This window comes from Streptomyces violens, from assembly GCF_000717745.1.
Classification (GTDB): Bacteria; Actinomycetota; Actinomycetes; order Streptomycetales; family Streptomycetaceae; genus Streptomyces; species Streptomyces violens.
Window position 1 is genome coordinate 292,623 of sequence record NZ_JOBH01000002.1, and the last position, 16,989, is coordinate 309,611.

Here is a 16,989-nt window from a genome sequence, read left to right on the forward strand (position 1 = left end):
CTCGGCCTCCCGCTGCTCCTCGTCCGCGTTCACGCCGCCGCCCCTGCCTCGTCGCCGGCCGTGATGCCCTTCGTGGAGGCGATGACATCACGGAGCTTCTTGCGCAGGGCCTCATAGAACATGCTCAACGGGAATTCGTCCGGAAGCACCTCGTCGACGAGTTTCCGCGGCGGGAGGCTCAGATCCAGGGCGTCGGGACCCTTGGCCCAGACCGAGCCGGGGTGCGGCGCGAGGTAGCTGGAGACCAGGTCGTACGCGGCGAACCAGTGGACCAGTTTCGGCCGGTCGATGCCGTCGCGGTAGAGCTTCTCGATCTCGCCGCACAGCTGCTGGGTGACCAGCGGGGCCCGCTGCCAGTCGATGTGCAGCGTGTTGTCCGTCCAGCGCACGACGTCGTGCTTGTGGAGGTAGGCGAAGAGCAGCTGGCCGCCGAGGCCGTCGTAGTTCTTCACGCGGTCGCCGGTGACCGGGAAGCGGAACATCCGGTCGAAGATCACGGCGTACTGGACGTCCCTGCCCTGCGGCAGCCCCTCCGCCTCCAGCTTCACGGCCTCCTTGAAGGCGGTGAGGTCGCAGCGCAGCTCCTCCAGGCCGTACATCCAGAACGGCTGCCGCTGCTTGATCATGAAGGGGTCGAAGGGCAGGTCACCGTGGCTGTGCGTGCGGTCGTGCACCATGTCCCACAGGACGAACGCCTGCTGGCAGCGGTCCTGGTCGGCGAGCATCGCACGCACGTCGTCCGGGAGGTCGATGCCGAGGACGTCCACGGCGGCCTCGCTGACCCGGCGGAAGCGCGCGGCCTCGCGGTCGCAGAAGATGCCGCCCCAGCTGAAGCGCTCGGGGGCCTCCCGCACGGCGATGGTCTCGGGGAAGAGCACCGCGGAGTTGGTGTCGTAGCCGGCGGTGAAGTCCTCGAAGGTGATGCCGCAGAACAGCGGGTTGTCGTAGCGGGTGCGCTCCAGCTCCGCGAGCCACTCGGGCCAGACCATGCGCAGCACGACCGCCTCGAAGTTGCGGTCCGGATTGCCGTTCTGCGTGTACATCGGGAAGACGACCAGGTGCTGCAGGCCGTCCGCACGGTCACGGGCCGGCTGGAAGGCGAGCAGCGAGTCCAGGAAGTCCGGCACGGCGAAGCCGCCGTCGGCCCAGCGGCGCAGGTCGGCGACGAGCGCGCGGTGGTACGCGGCGTCGTGCGGCAGCAGCGGGGAGAGCGTCTCGATCGCGGTTATCGCGCGGTCCACCGTGCGCCGGACCGTGGCGGCGTCGGGCGCGCCCTCGGCCTCGAGGTCGATGGAGCCGTCCGCGGACTGCCAGGGCCTGATGGTCTCGATGGCGTCCTTCAGTACGGGCCAGGCCGCGTGCTCGACCACGCGCTCCGCGGTCGTCGTGCCCGCCTGGACACTCACAGGCGAAAGAATTTCCGTCATGACTGCCCTCCGGCAGGAGATCGTTCGGTGGGTACACCGTAACCGGGTCACTCCCGTCCCTCAAGAGGGATCAACGGAAATCATCCTGCTCAACCCCCACCAACGAAGATGTTTTTCCTGTGGACGTAGCGGGAATCGGCGTTTTCTGCCGTATCGGCCACGCGAGTGGCGTACATACGGTGACCGACCGAATCCGGTCACCAGCCGGCGTTCGTACGATCACGGACCGATCAGGAACGTCCCGGATCGCGAGATGTTCGGGCTCCGCGACCGCGCTCCCCCGCCGCGCCCCGAAGATGGCCGGGCAAGCACGCCGTACCGCCGCCAGGGGGCCATCACGTACCCGCGACTCCCCGTCACCGCCTGGGCCGTGCTCGGGCTGCTCTCCTTCCGTGACGGCCGCACCGGCTACGACCTCAAGAAGTGGGCCGACGCCTCGCTCCGCTTCTTCTACTGGTCGCCGGCCATCAGCCAGATCTACGCCGAGCTGCGCCGCCTGGAGGAGCTGGGGCTGGTCACCTCGCGGCGCTCGGGCCCGGACGAGCCACGGGCCAAGCGCCGCTACACGATCACCGAGGACGGGCGCGACGCGCTGGCCGCCTGGGCGGACGGCACGCGGGACTGCGGCCCGGCGGTCCTCAAGCACCCGCTCCTCCTGCGCGTCTGGCTCGGGCACCTCGCCGCACCGGACACGCTGCGCGCCCTCGTGGAGCGGCACCGGGAGCGCACCCGGGCCGGGCTGCGGGAGGTACGGGAGGCGCTGGCCGACGCCGGTGCGGAGCCGGAGTGGGACTTCCCACGCGTCGCGCTGGGCTGGAGCGAGCGGCAGCACCTGGCGGAGCTGGAGCTGGCCGAGGCGATGCTCGCCGACCTGGAGCGGCTGGGCGGCCGTCAGCATGCGCAGGACGCGCCCACGCAAGGGTGAGCGGATTCGGGTACCCGTACCCCGCCCTGGGTCGCGAGCGCCCGCGCAGGGCACGCCGCGACGACATCCGGCGTTCCCTTCGTGGTCAGCGTGGCCCGTTAGGCTGGCCGCCGTTTCCGGCAGCCGTGCCACAGCCGGTGGCAGCGGCGGCCGGCGGCACCGGGGCCGGTGCCGTACCGCCAGCCACAGCCGACAGCCACAGAAGCGAGGCAGCCTTGTCCTTCCTGACCATCGGACACCGCGGGGTCATGGGTGTGGAGCCGGAGAACACCCTGCGCTCCTTCCGCCGCGCCGAACACGAAGGGCTCGACCTCATCGAGCTGGACGTGCACCTCAGCAAGGACGGCGCGCTCGTCGTCATGCACGACGCCGACGTGGACCGCACGACCGACGGACACGGGCCGATCGCCGACCACACCCTCGCCGCGCTGCGCGAGATGGACGCGGGCAAGGGCGAGCGCATCCCGGTCTTCGAAGAGGTCGTCGAGGCGGTGCGGTCGCCTCTGCAGGCCGAGATCAAGGACGTGGCGGCGGCCCACGCGCTGGCCGACGTGCTGCGCGAACGCGACCTCGTCGACCGGGTCGACGTGATCTCCTTCCACGACGAGGCGCTGGCGGCCGTCCGCACGCTGCTGCCGGGCGTCCGCACGGGCCTGGTGGCGAGCCGGTACGGCACGGACGTCGTGGACCGGGCGCGCACCGTGGGCGCGGAGTACGTCTCGCTGAACATCCGCCGGCTCACCCTGGAGCTGGTCGAACGCGCCCACGCGGCCGGCCTGCGGGTGCTCGCCTGGACCGTGAACACCCACGACCAGCTGCGGATCGCCCGCGGGATGGGGCTGGACGGCGTGGTCACGGACTTCCCGGAGATCCGCCGGGCGACGCGCTTCACGGCGTAGCGGCCGCGCCTCAGGCCAGCTTCTTGACCAGCAGCTCGAATTCCAGGTCGTCGCGCTGCGGGATGCCGAAGCGCTCGTCGCCGTACGGGAACGGGGTCATCCGGCCGGTGCGCGCGTAGCCGCGGCGCTCGTACCAGGCGATCAGCTCGGCGCGCTGCCGGATGACCGTCATGTGCATCTCGCGGGCGCCCCACTCGGCGCGTACGGTGCGCTCCGCCTCGGCGATGATCACCTTGCCCAGGCCGCCGCCCTGGAGCGCGGGGCGCACCGCGAACATGCCGAAGTAGGCGTGCTCACCGCGGTGTTCGAGCTGGCAGCAGGCGACCATTTCGCCGTCCCGCTCGGCCACCAGGAGCCGGCTGTCCTCGGCGGCGACCACCGCGGCGACGCCCTCGGGGTCCGTGCGCTGCCCCGCCAGCAGGTCCGCCTCCGTGGTCCAGCCGGCCCGGCTGGCGTCGCCCCGGTACGCCGACTCGATGAGGTCGACGAGCGCGGGGACGTCGGAGGCGGTGGCGGCGCGGAAGGTCAGCTCGGGTGCGGGCGTGGTGGCCATGGCGGGCGGGGGTCCTCTCGGGCGGGCGGGGCCGGCGGGCACGAGGCTAACAAGCGCGCCCGGCCGCACGTCGCGGTGTTCCGGAAGCCGGGCAGCCCGTAGGGTCCATGGCATGGTGCAGGTACTGAGCAGCAGAGTTCTGGTGCGGCCGGCCGATCCCGAGCGGTCGCGGGAGTTCTACGGAAAGGCGCTGGGCCTCCCGGTGTACCGGGAGTTCGGCACGGGGCCCGAGCGCGGCGTCGTGTACTTCCTGGGCGGCGGCTTCCTGGAGGTCTCGGGCCGCTCCGAGCAGCCGCCCACCGCGACGCTCCAGCTCTGGCTCCAGGTCGCGGACGCGGCGGCGGCGCACGAGGAACTGGCGGCGCGCGGCGTGGAGATCCTGCGGCCGCCGGTCAAGGAGCCGTGGGGGCTGATCGAGATGTGGATCGCCGACCCGGACGGCCACCGGATCGTCCTCACGGAGGTCCCGGCGGACCATCCGCTGCGTTACCGGCCGGGGATCTGAGCGGCGGATCCGCGAGGCGGATACGAGAGCCCTCGTGCGGCAATCGCGCGGTAATCGCACACGCGCTCCCTAGTGCGCCTGTGCGCTCCCGTGAAGCGGGGCCCCGGCGGGCATCCTGCGAGCGGAAGAGATCGTTCGCGTACGTGCTCCAGGGGGAGGTACGCCGTGCAGGGACCGACGATGGCCGGCTGGCTGCTGGTCGCGCTGTGTGCAGCGGCGAGCGCGTACTGCCTCATGCGCTCGCGCGCGGGGGCGGAGCGGGACCCGGCCCGGCGCGGACAGGCGCGCGGCGAGGGGCTGATGGCGCTGGGCATGGCGGCGATGGCGCTGCCGGCCGCCGTCGTGCCGGTCCCCGGCTGGTCGGCATGGGCCTTTGTGGCGGCCTTCGGGGCGACCGGCCTGTGGGCCCTCGCCGCCCGCCATCCGCATCACGCGGTGGGCTCGCTCGCCATGGTGTACATGGCGCTGGTGATGGCGACGGCGCAGACCGGTGCCGGGCACGCGGGCCATGCGGTCCACGGCGGTGCGGGCGGGATACCCGTGCTGACAGGGCTGCTGCTCGCGTACTTCGCAGTGCACGCCGTCGCCTCCGGGATACGCCTGATACCGGCGCCCGCCGTGGTCCCTGCCGGCGGCCTGCCCGCCGTGCCGCGCCCCGAGTTGCTGAACGCCTGCCGCACGGCCATGAGCGTCGGGATGTTCACGATGCTGCTGACGGTGTGAGCGCTGGACCCCGGGCCTGGGCGCTGAGCGCTGCTGAGCGCCTCACCCCTCATGTGTCGGTGTCATGCGTCACTTCCGCGGCAAGACCGTACCTCCCAGTAGCCTCCCGCCATAAGGTGACGGCCATGATGGTCCCCTTCGCGCTGATCCTCCTCGGCGCGCTGGCGGCGGCAATGGCGCCGCGCCTGATGGCCCGCGCGGACTGGCCCGACCGCGAGCCGGTGCTCGCCCTGTGGGTCTGGCAGTGTGTGGTCGCCGGTGTGCTGCTGTGCTGTGTGCTGGCCATGGCCCTGAGCGCCGCGGCGGCCTGGGAGGCCGTGCGGGGCAACGTCTTCGCGCTCGCCCCGCGCGCCGTCATCGAGGCCTACGCGCTCGGCGCCTACGGCTTCTGGGCGGCCCCGCTGGCCGTCCTCCTCGCGTGCGGCGGTGCGTGGACCGCCGTCGTGCTGACGCGGGAGGTGCGGGCCTCGCGGGCGCGCCGCAAGCAGCGCCGTGCCGACGTGGCGCTGCGCTCCCCGCTGCTGCCCGGCGAGGAGCGGACCGACGACCCGCTCGTGGTGCTGGAGGGCGACCGCGCGGAGGCGTGGTGGCTGCCCGGCCTGTCGCCCCAGTTGGTCGTCACCACGGCCGCGCTGCGCCGCCTGAAGGGTGATCAGCTCGACGCGGTGATCGCGCACGAGAAGGGCCACGCCCGGGCGCGCCACCATCTGCTGCTGCACTGCGCGACGGCGCTGGCCGTGGGGTTCCCGCAGGTGCCGGTCTTCGCGGCGTTCCAGGACCAGGTGCACCGGCTCGTCGAACTGTGCGCCGACGACATGGCGTCGCGCCGCTTCGGACGGCTGACGACCGCCCTGGCACTGGTCGAACTGAACGAGGACCGCGGGGTCTTCGGCCCCTGCCCGGCGCAGTGCGCGCAGGTTCCGGCGCGGGTCGACCGGCTGCTCGCCCCGGCCGCCCGCCTCACGCCGGTCCGCCGGCTCGGCATGACCGCCGTGGCCGCCCTGGTGCCGGTCCTCCCCCTGCTGATCACCTTCGTACCGGGGCTGAGCGCCCTCACCTGACGGCGGCGTGATCGGGCGGTACGGGGCCGGTGCGCGGCATCGGTGCAGCTGAGAGGTGGCCGGGGCCGGGGTGGTTCGGCCAGGATCGGAGTATGGGTACTCCGTCATCCTCCGGCACCGACAGCGCACCCGGGACGGCCACGCCGCCCGGCACCACGGCAGGCGGGCGGGCGCTGCACACGGCGGGGTGGCTCGCCGCCGCGGCCGTGGCGCTCGGCATCCTCGTGGCCGTCCGCTGGGCACCACTGGCACACACGGACCGGACCGTCGCCGGGGACCTGCACCGGATGGCGCGCGCGTCGCCGGACTGGACACAGGCGAACCGCATCCTCACCGACTGGATCTGGGACCCCTGGACGATGCGTGCGGTGCTGGTGGTGTTCGTGGGGTGGCTGGTGTGGCGCGGGGTGCGCGTCCTCGCCGCGTGGGTGGCGGCCACGTCCGTCGTCGGCACGCTGCTCCAGCAGGGCATCAAGGCCCTGCTGGACCGGCCGCGCCCGGTCTGGCCGGACCCGGTCGACTCCGCGCACTACGCCTCGTTCCCGTCGGGACACGCAATGACCGCCACGGTCGCGGGCGGGCTGGCGCTGTGGGTACTGGCCGAGCGCGGCGCGCCCGTGGTGTGGCGCCGGGTGGTGGCCGCGCTGGCTTTCGTGTCCGTGCTCGGCGTCGGCTGCACCCGCCTGTACCTCGGCGTGCACTGGCTCTCCGATGTCCTGGCCGGCTGGCTGCTGGGCGCGGCGCTGGTGGCCGCCGCGGCCGGCCTCTACACCCGCCTCGCCTCGGCCGCGGCCACCACGCCGCCCGACGCCGAAAAGCCCTCCGGCCCGGCCACCACGCCGCCCGATGCCCACTGAGCACGCCCGGCTGCCGCGCCCGCCCCTCCCCCGCATGCCCTTGGCCCGGGCCGCCGTACAGGACAGGATGGTGACCATGGCGTACAAGGGCGTGCTCTTCGACTTCTCCGGGACGCTGCTGCGGATCGAGCCGGTCGCCACCTGGCTGCGCGCGGCGCTCGACGCGACCGGAACCACCATGACCGAGGACGAATTCGACCACGCGGCAAGGGAGTTGGACCACGCCGGCGCGCTGCCCGGCGGCTCCTCGCCCGAGCGGCTGCCCGCCGGCCTGGAGGAGCTGTGGCGGATCCGGGACCGCTCGGCCGAGCACCACCGCGAGCTGTACACCGCGCTGGCCCGCCAAGTGCCGCTCCCCTCCGAGGAGTTGTACGACGCGCTCTACGTCCGCCACAAGTCGCCGGCCGCCTGGGCGCCGTACCCGGACGCCGCCGAGGTGCTGAGCGCGCTGCGCGACCGCGGCGTGGCGACCGGCGTGGTGAGCAACATCGGCTGGGACCTGCGACCGGTACTGCGCGCGCACGACCTGGACCCGCTGATCAGCACGTACGTACTGTCCTTCGAGCACGGCATCCAGAAGCCGGACCCGCAGATCTTCGAACTGGCCTGCCGCGAGCTGGGGCTGGCTCCCCAGGACGTCCTGATGGTCGGCGACGACCGCCGCGCGGACGGCGGCGCGCAAACACTCGGCTGCGGCTACCTCCCCGTCGACCACCTCCCGGCCCCCGACCGCCCGAACGGCCTCGGCCCGGTGCTCACCCTGGTCGACTGACGGGTCCCGTACGGCTCCCGCCAAGCGCGCGGTTTGACGCTTTACGGGCGCGGCGGGCTGCGGTCCGTGCGCCTCGTCTAGGCGGTCCTGCAGTCCCAACACGACGGCACTTGGACGAAGGTGTGACCATGCGACTTGGAATGCTGACCGCCTGCCTCCCCGGCTGGGACCTGGAGCGCATCGCCTCCTGGGCCGCCGGAGCCGGTTACGAGGCGCTGGAGGTCGCCGTCTGGCCCGGCACCGGCGGCCGCGACTTCGAAGCGAGCCATCTACCCGTCGCCGACTTCGGCCCTCAACAGGCGGAGGAGACACGGGAGTTGTTCGACCGGCACGGCCTGGAGCTGTCGGCGCTGGCGTACTACGAGAACAACCTGCACCCGGATCCGGTCCGGCGCGAGGAGATCCGTGCGCATCTGCGGCATGCCGTGGACGCCGCGCAGGGACTGGACGTCCCGTACGTCGGGACCTTCATCGGCCGGGACTGGACGAAGCCGGTCGCCGACAACCTCGCGGAGGCCGAACGTGTCCTCCCCGAACTCGTCGAGTACGCCGGGGAACGCGGCGTGAAACTCATCATCGAGAACTGCGTCATGGAGGGGTGGCATCCCGACGGCTACCCGGGGAACCTGGCGTACTCGCCGGAGCTGTGGGAGTGGATGTTCTCCCTCGGCTTCTATCTGAACTGGGACCCCTCCCACCTGACCTGGATCGGCATCGACCCGGTCGAGACCATCGCGCCGTACGCCGACCGGATCGTGCACGCGCAGGCGAAGGACGTCGAACTCGACGCGCGGGCACGGCAGCGGTACGGGTTCTTCGGGAAGGCCGACAAGGGCGGCAACCCGTGGGAGACGGGCTGGTGGCGCTACCGCGTGCCCGGCCTGGGGCAGGTCGACTGGGCGCGCATCGTGGACCGGCTGTACGAGCACGGCTTCACCGGCACGCTCTCCGTCGAGCACGAGGACCCCGTCTGGAGCGGCGATGAGGAGCGCGTGACGCAGGGCCTGCGCATCGCGCACCGCACCTTGCGGCCCCTCATCGTCGACTGACCGTATCGGTATCACCAGAAGCCACCGCAGTACGGCAGCAACAGGAGCCACCGAAGTTGAGCACGACACCCCCGATCCCCACAGTTGGCCGCCGACCGGGACGCCGCACTCGACCGGCTGGCCGGCATCGGATTCCGGCACGTGGAGCCGTTCGGGCTCGGCTCGCCCGACCGGCCCGCCGCCGACCGGAAGGCACACCTACGCGGGCTGCGGCGCTCGCTCGACTCAAGGACGGCCCGGCGCGACGCGACCTCCCGCAGACCCCCATCGGCACGGGCAAGGCCGACCCTTCCACAGCCCTCCGCCACGCCCCCGCCGGCATCCGCTGGCACGTCACCGAGATCGACACGACGGACCACGACCCGTACGACCTCCCGGCCCACAACGCCCGGACGCTGGTCCAGCGCGGACTGTCCCGCTGGGGCCGCTGAAACCGGCTAGTCGAAACGGTCGAGCAGCGCGTCGAGCCCGGCGGCCAGCTGTTCCGGGCCGCCGCGCTCGGCGAGGGCGAGGGCGGTCGCCCGCAGCCGGGGCAGCTCCTGGGCCGGCATCCGGTGCAGGCCGAGCCGGAAGGCCGGATCCGGCTCGGCGGGGTCGTCGTCCATGGCCCGTAGCTCGACGATGAGGTATCCGAGCAGCCACGCCGTGAAAGCCCGGTGGACGGACACCGTGCGGCGGTCGTTCATACCGGCGGCGTGCAGCAGCGACAGCACGCGCTCGTCGCTGCGCAGCACGGCCGGGGGCCGCCGGGCCAGCGGGGTGGACAGCAGACGGGTGGCGAGGAGCGGCACCACATGGGGGTGGCGCAGCCCGACCCGGTAGGTGGCGAGCGCGATGCGGTGCAGCCCCCGCCGCCAGTCCGCACCCTGCGCCCCGGCCGCTTCGGGTTCCTCCCCCAGCACCTGCTCCAGCTCCCCGCAGAACGCCTCCACCAGCCCGTCCAGCAGCTCGCTCTTGCTCGCCGCGTACCGGTACAGGGCCATCGCCTCCACGCCCAGCTCCGCGCCGAGCTTGCGCATGCTCAGGCCGGACAGTCCGTCGCGGTCGACCACTTCCAGCGCCGTGACCAGCACGCGTTCCCTGGTCAGCCGCCCGTACCGCCCCCGGTCACTGGCGCGCCGGCCCGCGCCGCCCTGCGTGTCGTCCTCCATGGCTGCCTCCAGGTCACCTCTTGAACCTCTTGAACCTCTTGAACCTCTTGACCCTACGGAGTAATGGGGTCAAAGTCGTACATATACGGCGTAAACATACGTCGTGAGCGTACAGCTCCCTCTCCCTCAGGAGCGTCCTCGTGACGCACAGCGATTCGGCGCCGGCGGAAGTCTCCCGCCTGGAGCGCCACCTCATGTCGATCTCGGACGGCAATGTCGCCCGGGTCACCACCGGCGGCCCGCTCTTCGGGCGTCCGTACCCGATGCGTACCGTCCGGCCGACGACCTTCGTGCCCGCGCTCCCCCGGCTCGACCGAGCGGCCGTCATCGTGCTCGCCGTGACCTGGGCGGCCGCCTTCACCTGGTTCTGGCTGTGGTGGCTGCAACCGGAGCACCGGGTCGGCTGGGCCGGGCTGCTCGTCAACAGCGCCCTCCTGCTCTATTTCACCGCCCTGCCCAGCTACTTCCTGGCCATCGCCGTCCGCCTGCGCCGGGTCGATCCGGCCCTGCCGATTCCCCGGCTGCCGGTCGCCTTCGTCGTGACCCGCGCCCCGTCGGAGCCCTGGCCCACCGTCCGGCGGACGCTCGAAGCGATGCTGGCACAGACGTTTCCGTACGCGTACGACGTGTGGCTCTGCGACGAGGACCCGACCGAAGAGATCGAGCACTGGTGCCGGCGGCACGGCGTGCAGGTGTCCTGCCGGCGCGGCGTGACCCCGTACCACCGGGCCGACTGGCCGCGCCGGACCCGCTGCAAGGAAGGCAACCTGGCCTACTTCTACGACCACTGGGGCTACCGGCGGTACGCCGTCGTCGCGCAACTCGACTGCGACCATGTGCCGGCCCCGACCTATCTCGCCCAGATGGTCCGCCCGTTCGATGACCCCGCCATCGGCTACGTCGCTGCGCCCAGCATGTGCGACGCCAACGACGCGGTCTCCTGGGCCGCCCGGGGGCGGTCCCACCGCGAGGCCATCCTGCACGGTGCCTTCCAACTCGGCCACAGCGACGGCCTCGCACCCATGTGCATCGGTTCGCACTACGCCGTACGGACCCGGGCACTGCGGGAGATCGGCGGCCTCGGCCCCGAACTCGCCGAGGACTTCTCCACGACGTTCCTGCTCAACTCGGCGGGCTGGCACGGTGCCTTCGCCATCGATGCCGAGGCGCACGGAGACGGCCCGCTGTCCTTCGCCGACATGGTGACCCAGGAGTACCAGTGGTCCCGGAGCCTCACGACCATGCTGCTGGGGCTGCTGCCGCGCCACTTGGGCCGGCTGCCCGCCCTGCTGCGCATGCGCTTCGCCTACGCGCTGTCGTACTACCCCCTGCTCGGCCTGATGATGGTCGGCGGGCTCACCCTCCCGCCGATCGCGGTGATCACCGGCCTGCCCTGGATGAACGTCAACTACTTCGACTTCCTCCTCCATTTCTGGTGCATGCCCGTGTGGCTGTTGCTGACCCTGTACCTGATGCGCCGCTGGGGGCTCCTGCGGCCCCGTACCGCCCCCCTCATCAGCTGGGAGACCTGGCTGTTCTCGCTCGCCCGCTGGCCGTTCGTCATCTGGGGCGTCGGCGGCGCCATCCGTCAGAAGGTGCGTCCCCGGCCGGTGACGTTCAAGGTCACCCCCAAGGACACCGGCGGGCCGCGGCCGCTGCTCGCCCGGCTGATCGCCCCGTTCGCCGCACTGTCCATGGCCCTTTCCGGGACAGCCGTGCTGGGCGAGCTGACCAGTCCGTCGGCCGGCTATGTCTTCCTCTGCATCCTCGCCGCCATGGCCTACGCCGCGGTCACCGTGGCCGTCCCCGTACTCCATGTCCGGGAAGCGGCCCGGGCGGCGGGCACGCGGTTCGTCTCCGCTCTGCCGACCGCCCGGCTGCCCCTCGCCATCGGCCTGCTGGCGACGCTGCCGCTCGCCACGGCCCTCACATTCTTCCCCGCCTACGCCCTCGCCGTCCTGAGCCGGTGAGCTCACCTGAAGGAACCGGGCCATGAAAAAACCCCCAACGATCCTCCTCACCGGCGGAGCCGGCTTCATCGGCAGCCATACCTGCGCCGAACTGCTCCACCACGGCTACGAACTGATCGTGGTCGACAACTTCGCCAACAGCACACCGCGCGTCTTCCCCCGCGTGGAACGGCTCACCGGCCGTCACATCGACGCCATCTACGACGTGGACATCCGTGACCGGCACGCTCTCTCGGCCGTCTTCGACCGCCACTCCGTGGACGCCGTCGTGCACTTCGCCGCCCGTAAAGCCGTGGGTGAGTCGATGCAGCTGCCCGTCGAGTACTACGACACCAACATCGGCGGGACGACCAGCCTGCTGCGGGCGATGCAGGAGCACCGGGTGCACCGGCTGGTGTTCTCCTCCTCGTGCTCGATCTACGGCGATGCCGGACGCGGGCCACTGGACGAGACCACCCCCGCCCGGCCCACGAACCCCTATGCCGCGTCCAAATGGGCCTGTGAACAGGTCCTCGCCGACGTGTGCCGCCGCTGCCCGCAATTCACCGTGCTGTGTCTTCGGTACTTCAATCCGGTCGGTGCCCACCCCAGCGGGCTGCTCGGCGAAGTGCCCCGCGGCACTCCCGGCAATCTGGTGCCGTACGTGGCGCAGGTCGCCGACGGCCGGCGCGACCGGCTCAGCGTTTTCGGCGCCGACTACGACACCCCCGACGGCACTGCGATCCGCGACTACCTCCACGTCATGGACACCGCCGAGGCCCATCGCGTCGCGCTGGAGCACCTCGCCGACGGCCCCGGTATGCACGTGTTCAATCTCGGCGTCGGAGCAGGCCGGACGGTCCTCGAAGTCATCGCCGCGTTCGAGGCGGCCTGCGGCAGCCCCATCCCCTACCAGGTCGTGCCCCGCCGCCCCGGCGACGTCACCGAACTCGTCGCCGACCCGACCGCGGTGGAACGCGCCTGGGGCTGGCGCGCCACCCGCGGTCTTGCCGACATGTGCCAGGACGCCTGGCGATTCCAGCAGCACAACCCCCACGGCTACGCCGGCCGGGCGCAGCAGCGTGCGTATCAAGGAGCAACACCATGAGAATGACCGTCATCGGCACCGGATACGTCGGAACGGTGCACGCCGCGTGCATGGCCGACATCGGCCACGAGGTCCTCGGCATCGACATCGACGCCGAACGGATCGCCGCCCTGTCGTCGGGCCGCGCGCCCATCCGCGAAGCGGGCCTGGACGAGCTGCTCGCCCGTGCCGTCGGCTCCGGCCGGCTGCGCTTCTCCACCTCCCTCGCGGAAGGCGCCGCCTTCGCCAGGACCCACTTCGTATGCGTCGGCACCCCGCAGCGCACCGACGGCGAGGCCGCCGACCTGCGGTACGTCGATGCCGTCGTGGACGGCCTGGCGCCGCATCTGAGCCAGGGCAGCCTGATCGTGGGCAAGTCCACCGTGCCGGTCGGCACGGCGGCCCGGCTCGGCAGGCGGCTGGCCGCGACCGGCTCGGACGCCGAGATCGCCTGGAACCCCGAATTCCTGCGCGAGGGCTGCGCGGTCGGGGACACCATGCGCCCCGAGCGGCTCGTCGTGGGCGTCTCCTCCCGGCGCGCCGACGCCGTCCTGCGGGAGATCTACGGCCCCATGCTGCGGGTGGGTGTGCCGTTCTTCAGTACCGACCCGGCCACCGCCGAACTGGTCAAGGTGGCGGCGAACTCCTTCCTCGCGACCAAGATCTCCTTCATCAACGCGATGGCGGAGGTGTGCGACGCCGCGGGCGCCGATGCCTCGGTCCTCGCCCGGGCCATCGGCGCGGACACCCGGATCGGCGACCGCTTCCTGGAGCCGGGGCTCGGCTACGGCGGGAGCTGCTTCCCCAAGGACATCCGGGCCTTCGCGGCCCGCGCGGAGGAGCTGGGCGCCGGTGAGGCGGTGGTGTTCCTGCACGAGGTGGACCGGATCAACACCCGGCAGCGGCGGCGCACCGTCGACCGGGCACGGCAGCTCCTCGGCGGGTCCCTGACCGGACGGCGGATCGCCGTCCTCGGTGCGGCCTTCAAGCCGGGCAGCGACGATGTACGGGACTCGCCGGCGCTCGCCGTCGCGGCGGCCGTCCAGCGGCAAGGCGCGACCGTACGCGTGCACGACCCGGAAGCCCTCGACAACGCACGCACCGCCCACCCCGACCTGACGTACGCCCCGTACGTCCCCCTGGCCTGCGAGGACGCGGACCTGGTCCTGCATCTCACGCCCTGGCCCGAGTACCGGAAGATCGACCCCGCGGCGCTCGCCGCCGTGGTGCGCGACCCGCTCATCCTGGACGCCCGCAACAGCCTCGACGCGGAGCCCTGGTCGTTGGCCGGCTGGACGCTGCACGCGCTCGGCCGCCCGTGGCTCGCCCCGTCAGCGGCGCTCGCGGGAGGCGCGTCATGAAGGTCGTGGTGACCGGCGGTGGCGGATTCCTCGGATCGCACCTGTGCGAAGCCCTGCTCCGCAGAGGAGACACGGTATGGTGCCTGGACAACTTCTCCACCGGCAAACCGGCGAACGTCGCCCATCTGATCGGGGACCCCCGCTTCCGGCTCGGCCGCGCCGACGTGACAGCCGCGTTCGACGTGAGCGGACCGGTGGACGCCGTGGCCCACCTCGCCAGCCCTGCCTCGCCCCCGGACTATCACCGGCTGCCGCTGGAGACCCTGTCCGTCGGCAGCCGGGGGACGGAGAACGCGCTGCGGCTGGCGCAGCGGCACGGCGCCCGCTTCGTCCTCGCCTCCACCAGCGAGGCGTACGGCGACCCCGCGGTCCACCCGCAGCCCGAGGACTACTGGGGCAATGTCAATCCGGTCGGCCCGCGCAGCGTGTACGACGAGGCCAAGCGGTATGCGGAGGCGCTGTCCATGGCGTACCGGCGCAGCCTCGACGTCGACGTCGGGATCCTACGGATCTTCAACACCTACGGCCCCCGGATGCGGCCGCACGACGGCCGGGTGGTGTCCACCTTCGTCCGCCAGGCCCTGGCGGGCCACCCGCTGACCCTCTACGGCGACGGCAGCCAGACCCGCAGCTTCTGCTACGTCGACGATCTCGTCCGCGGCATCGTGGCGATGCTCGACAGCACCCACAGCGGCCCGGTGAATCTCGGCAACCCCAGCGAGCGCACCGTCCGCCAGCTCGCGGAACTCGTGCTCTGCCTCACCGGCTCGCCCTCCCGCATCGAGCACCGCCCGCTGCCGGTCGACGACCCGACCCGCCGGTGCCCCGTGATCACCCGGGCCCGCGAGGAGCTCCGCTGGGCTCCGGTGATCCCCCTTGAGGAGGGCCTGCGGAACACGGTCGCCTGGTTCGCCGGGCGTTGTCCGCCACCCCTGGACGGAGCGTCGTACCGGGCGTTCCAGGAGTCCGTGGAGGCATGAGCACGATGCGCCGGACAGCCGCGCACAGCGCCCCCGCACGCTACGCACCGGGCGCCCTCACCGCCGCGATCCTGGTGATCGCCGCCAGCGGCTGCGCCGGAACGCCGCACTACTCCCCGCCTCCGCCGGTGTCCCACACGTACTACGTCAGCCCGCGCGGTGACGACCGCGACAAAGGGTCGTCACCGGGCACGGCCTGGCGCACCCTCGCGCGGGCCGAACGCGTGGCACTCCACCCCGGCGACCGGCTGCTGCTCAAGGGCGGCGCCCGGTTCTCCGGCACCATCGCCGTCAAACGCGGCGAAGCGGGAGACGCGAACCGGCCCGTGGTGATCGGATCGTACGGCCGGGGACACGCGACCATCGAGGCCACCGGAAGCCCCGCCGTCTCCGTGCACAACACCGCTGGGGTGGACATCCGCGACCTCACCCTCACCGGAAAGGGCACTGCCTACACCCGCGACAGCGGCATCAACGTCTACAGCGACCTCCGGGACGGGACGAAGCTGGACCATGTCACCGTCTCCGGCGTCGATGTCTCCCGTTTCCAGGTGGGTATCGCGGTCGGCGGCGGGGCCGGCCGGACCGGCTTCAAGGACGTGACGGTCCGCACGGCACGCCTGCACGCCAACAAGGACGCCGGGCTGCTGACCTACGGCCCCACCTTCGACCCCCGTGACCCGGGCTACGCGCACCAGAACGTCGACATCGCCGACGTCCAGGCGTACCGGAATCCCGGCGACCCCACGGCAAACGACCGCCACACCGGCAACGGCATCATCCTCGGCGGTGTACGCGACGCCACGGTGCGGCATTCCAGCGCCCACGACAACGGGAAGCGCGCGGCAGCCGAGGCGCCCGCAGGCCCGGCGGGCATCTGGGCCTACGACGCCACCGAAGTGCTGCTCGAACACAACACCGCCTACCGCAACCACACGGGATCCCGCGTCGACGGCTCCGGCTTCGGGCTGGACTCCAGCGTCTCGGACGCGACGATCCAGTACAACCTGGCCTTCCACAACGACGGCCCCGGCTTCTATGCCTACACACGCCACGCGAACGGCGCCCACACCAACAACACGATGCGCTACAACATCAGCAACAACGACGGGCGCAAGCTGCCCAGCCACGGCGGGCTGGCCGTCCACGGCACGGACATCCGGAAACTGCGGATCTACCAGAACACCGTGATCATGACGGCCTCCCCCAACGGAATCGGTCCCGCGGTACAGCTGGAGAGGGGCGAAACAGGCGTCACCCTGCGCAACAACCTCCTGGTCACCGACGGCTCCCCGCTGGTCGCCGCGGAGAGCGGCCTCGACCTCCGTGATGTCGTCCTGCAAGGCAACAACTACCGCGCCCCGCAAAGCAAGTGGAAGGTGAGCTGGGCGGGCCGCGCCTACTACGCCCTGCCCGACTGGCGCGCCGCCACCTCCCAGGAAACCGCCGACGACCGCCCCACCGGCCTGACCGCCAGGCCCTGCTTCACCGGCGGCGCGCTGCCGGACATCCGCTCCGCCGCCGACGCCCGGCTGCTCGTCCCCGACTGCCCCGCCCTGCAGGGCAAGGGCCTGGACCTGCGGAAGGACTTCGACACCGACCCGGGCAAGACCGACTACTTCGGCCACACCGTCGGCACACCCCCGCCGATCGGGGCCGCCCGCCCTGCGGCGGACTGACCCTGACGGAA

Annotated in this window: 16 protein-coding genes; 13 read left to right on the top strand and 3 right to left on the bottom strand. The window is 72.0% G+C overall.

The window, feature by feature from the left end:
• Nucleotides 1-29: 29 nt before the first annotated feature.
• Nucleotides 30-1,427: a DUF6421 family protein gene (locus tag IF04_RS0104610; RefSeq protein WP_030251289.1), complete on the bottom strand. Its 1,398-nt coding sequence runs from the start codon at nt 1,425-1,427 to the stop codon at nt 30-32.
• Nucleotides 1,428-1,797: 370 nt separating this feature from the next.
• Here IF04_RS0104610 and IF04_RS0104615 point away from each other — a divergent pair, with 370 nt between their 5' ends.
• Together IF04_RS0104615 and IF04_RS0104620 are read left to right on the top strand one after the other, a co-directional pair.
• Nucleotides 1,798-2,352, top strand: a complete 555-nt coding sequence (locus tag IF04_RS0104615) for a helix-turn-helix transcriptional regulator (protein WP_037958437.1) — start codon at nt 1,798-1,800, stop codon at nt 2,350-2,352.
• Between the two features lie 215 nt (nt 2,353-2,567).
• Nucleotides 2,568-3,251: a glycerophosphodiester phosphodiesterase gene (locus tag IF04_RS0104620; RefSeq protein ID WP_030251294.1), complete on the top strand. Its 684-nt coding sequence runs from the start codon at nt 2,568-2,570 to the stop codon at nt 3,249-3,251.
• Between the two features lie 10 nt (nt 3,252-3,261).
• On the opposite strand, the gene IF04_RS0104625 is transcribed toward IF04_RS0104620, so the two are convergent.
• Nucleotides 3,262-3,804, bottom strand: a complete 543-nt coding sequence (locus tag IF04_RS0104625) for a GNAT family N-acetyltransferase (RefSeq protein ID WP_030251297.1) — start codon at nt 3,802-3,804, stop codon at nt 3,262-3,264.
• 112 nt (nt 3,805-3,916) lie between these two features.
• On the opposite strand from IF04_RS0104625, the gene IF04_RS0104630 reads away from it, so the two are divergent.
• The 6 genes from IF04_RS0104630 (at nt 3,917) to IF04_RS0104655 (ending at nt 8,771) form a co-directional block, all read left to right on the top strand.
• Nucleotides 3,917-4,309, top strand: coding sequence for a VOC family protein (locus IF04_RS0104630; RefSeq protein WP_030251299.1), 393 nt, complete (start codon nt 3,917-3,919; stop codon nt 4,307-4,309).
• A gap of 165 nt (nt 4,310-4,474) precedes the next feature.
• A complete protein-coding gene (locus tag IF04_RS0104635; protein ID WP_030251302.1) occupies nt 4,475-5,032 on the top strand; it encodes a DUF5134 domain-containing protein in 558 nt (185 codons plus the stop codon).
• A 125-nt stretch (nt 5,033-5,157) separates the two neighbouring features.
• Complete coding sequence (locus IF04_RS0104640) at nt 5,158-6,093, top strand: M56 family metallopeptidase (RefSeq protein ID WP_030251305.1); 936 nt, start codon at nt 5,158-5,160, stop codon at nt 6,091-6,093.
• A 92-nt stretch (nt 6,094-6,185) separates the two neighbouring features.
• Nucleotides 6,186-6,950, top strand: a complete 765-nt coding sequence (locus IF04_RS0104645; RefSeq protein ID WP_063829434.1) for a phosphatase PAP2 family protein — start codon at nt 6,186-6,188, stop codon at nt 6,948-6,950.
• A 76-nt stretch (nt 6,951-7,026) separates the two neighbouring features.
• Nucleotides 7,027-7,722, top strand: a complete 696-nt coding sequence (locus tag IF04_RS0104650; RefSeq protein WP_030251311.1) for an HAD family hydrolase — start codon at nt 7,027-7,029, stop codon at nt 7,720-7,722.
• Nucleotides 7,723-7,850: 128 nt separating this feature from the next.
• The gene (locus IF04_RS0104655; RefSeq protein WP_030251314.1) at nt 7,851-8,771 is read left to right on the top strand and encodes a sugar phosphate isomerase/epimerase family protein; all 921 of its coding nucleotides are present in this window, start codon (nt 7,851-7,853) and stop codon (nt 8,769-8,771) included.
• 437 nt (nt 8,772-9,208) lie between these two features.
• Here IF04_RS0104655 and IF04_RS0104660 read toward each other — a convergent pair whose 3' ends face one another.
• Entirely contained in the window at nt 9,209-9,922 is a 714-nt protein-coding gene (locus IF04_RS0104660) for a TetR/AcrR family transcriptional regulator (RefSeq protein WP_030251318.1), read from the bottom strand.
• A gap of 194 nt (nt 9,923-10,116) precedes the next feature.
• On the opposite strand from IF04_RS0104660, the gene IF04_RS0104665 reads away from it, so the two are divergent.
• The 5 genes from IF04_RS0104665 to IF04_RS0104685 are packed head-to-tail and all read left to right on the top strand — an operon-like array spanning nt 10,117 to nt 16,978.
• Nucleotides 10,117-11,892 carry a glycosyltransferase family 2 protein gene (locus IF04_RS0104665; RefSeq protein WP_078599915.1) on the top strand — a complete coding sequence of 592 codons (1,776 nt, stop codon included), beginning with the start codon at nt 10,117-10,119 and terminating at the stop codon, nt 11,890-11,892.
• 22 nt (nt 11,893-11,914) lie between these two features.
• A complete protein-coding gene (gene galE, locus IF04_RS0104670; protein ID WP_030251323.1) occupies nt 11,915-12,979 on the top strand; it encodes a UDP-glucose 4-epimerase GalE in 1,065 nt (354 codons plus the stop codon).
• Nucleotides 12,976-14,319 carry a UDP-glucose dehydrogenase family protein gene (locus IF04_RS0104675; protein ID WP_037958274.1) on the top strand — a complete coding sequence of 448 codons (1,344 nt, stop codon included), beginning with the start codon at nt 12,976-12,978 and terminating at the stop codon, nt 14,317-14,319. The genes galE and IF04_RS0104675 overlap by 4 nt, the downstream gene beginning before the upstream one ends.
• Nucleotides 14,316-15,299, top strand: a complete 984-nt coding sequence (locus tag IF04_RS0104680; RefSeq protein WP_078599849.1) for a UDP-glucuronic acid decarboxylase family protein — start codon at nt 14,316-14,318, stop codon at nt 15,297-15,299. Before IF04_RS0104675 ends, IF04_RS0104680 begins: the two co-directional genes overlap by 4 nt.
• Nucleotides 15,296-16,978, top strand: coding sequence for a right-handed parallel beta-helix repeat-containing protein (locus IF04_RS0104685; protein WP_245654270.1), 1,683 nt, complete (start codon nt 15,296-15,298; stop codon nt 16,976-16,978). Before IF04_RS0104680 ends, IF04_RS0104685 begins: the two co-directional genes overlap by 4 nt.
• The last annotated feature ends 11 nt before the right edge of the window (nt 16,979-16,989 follow it).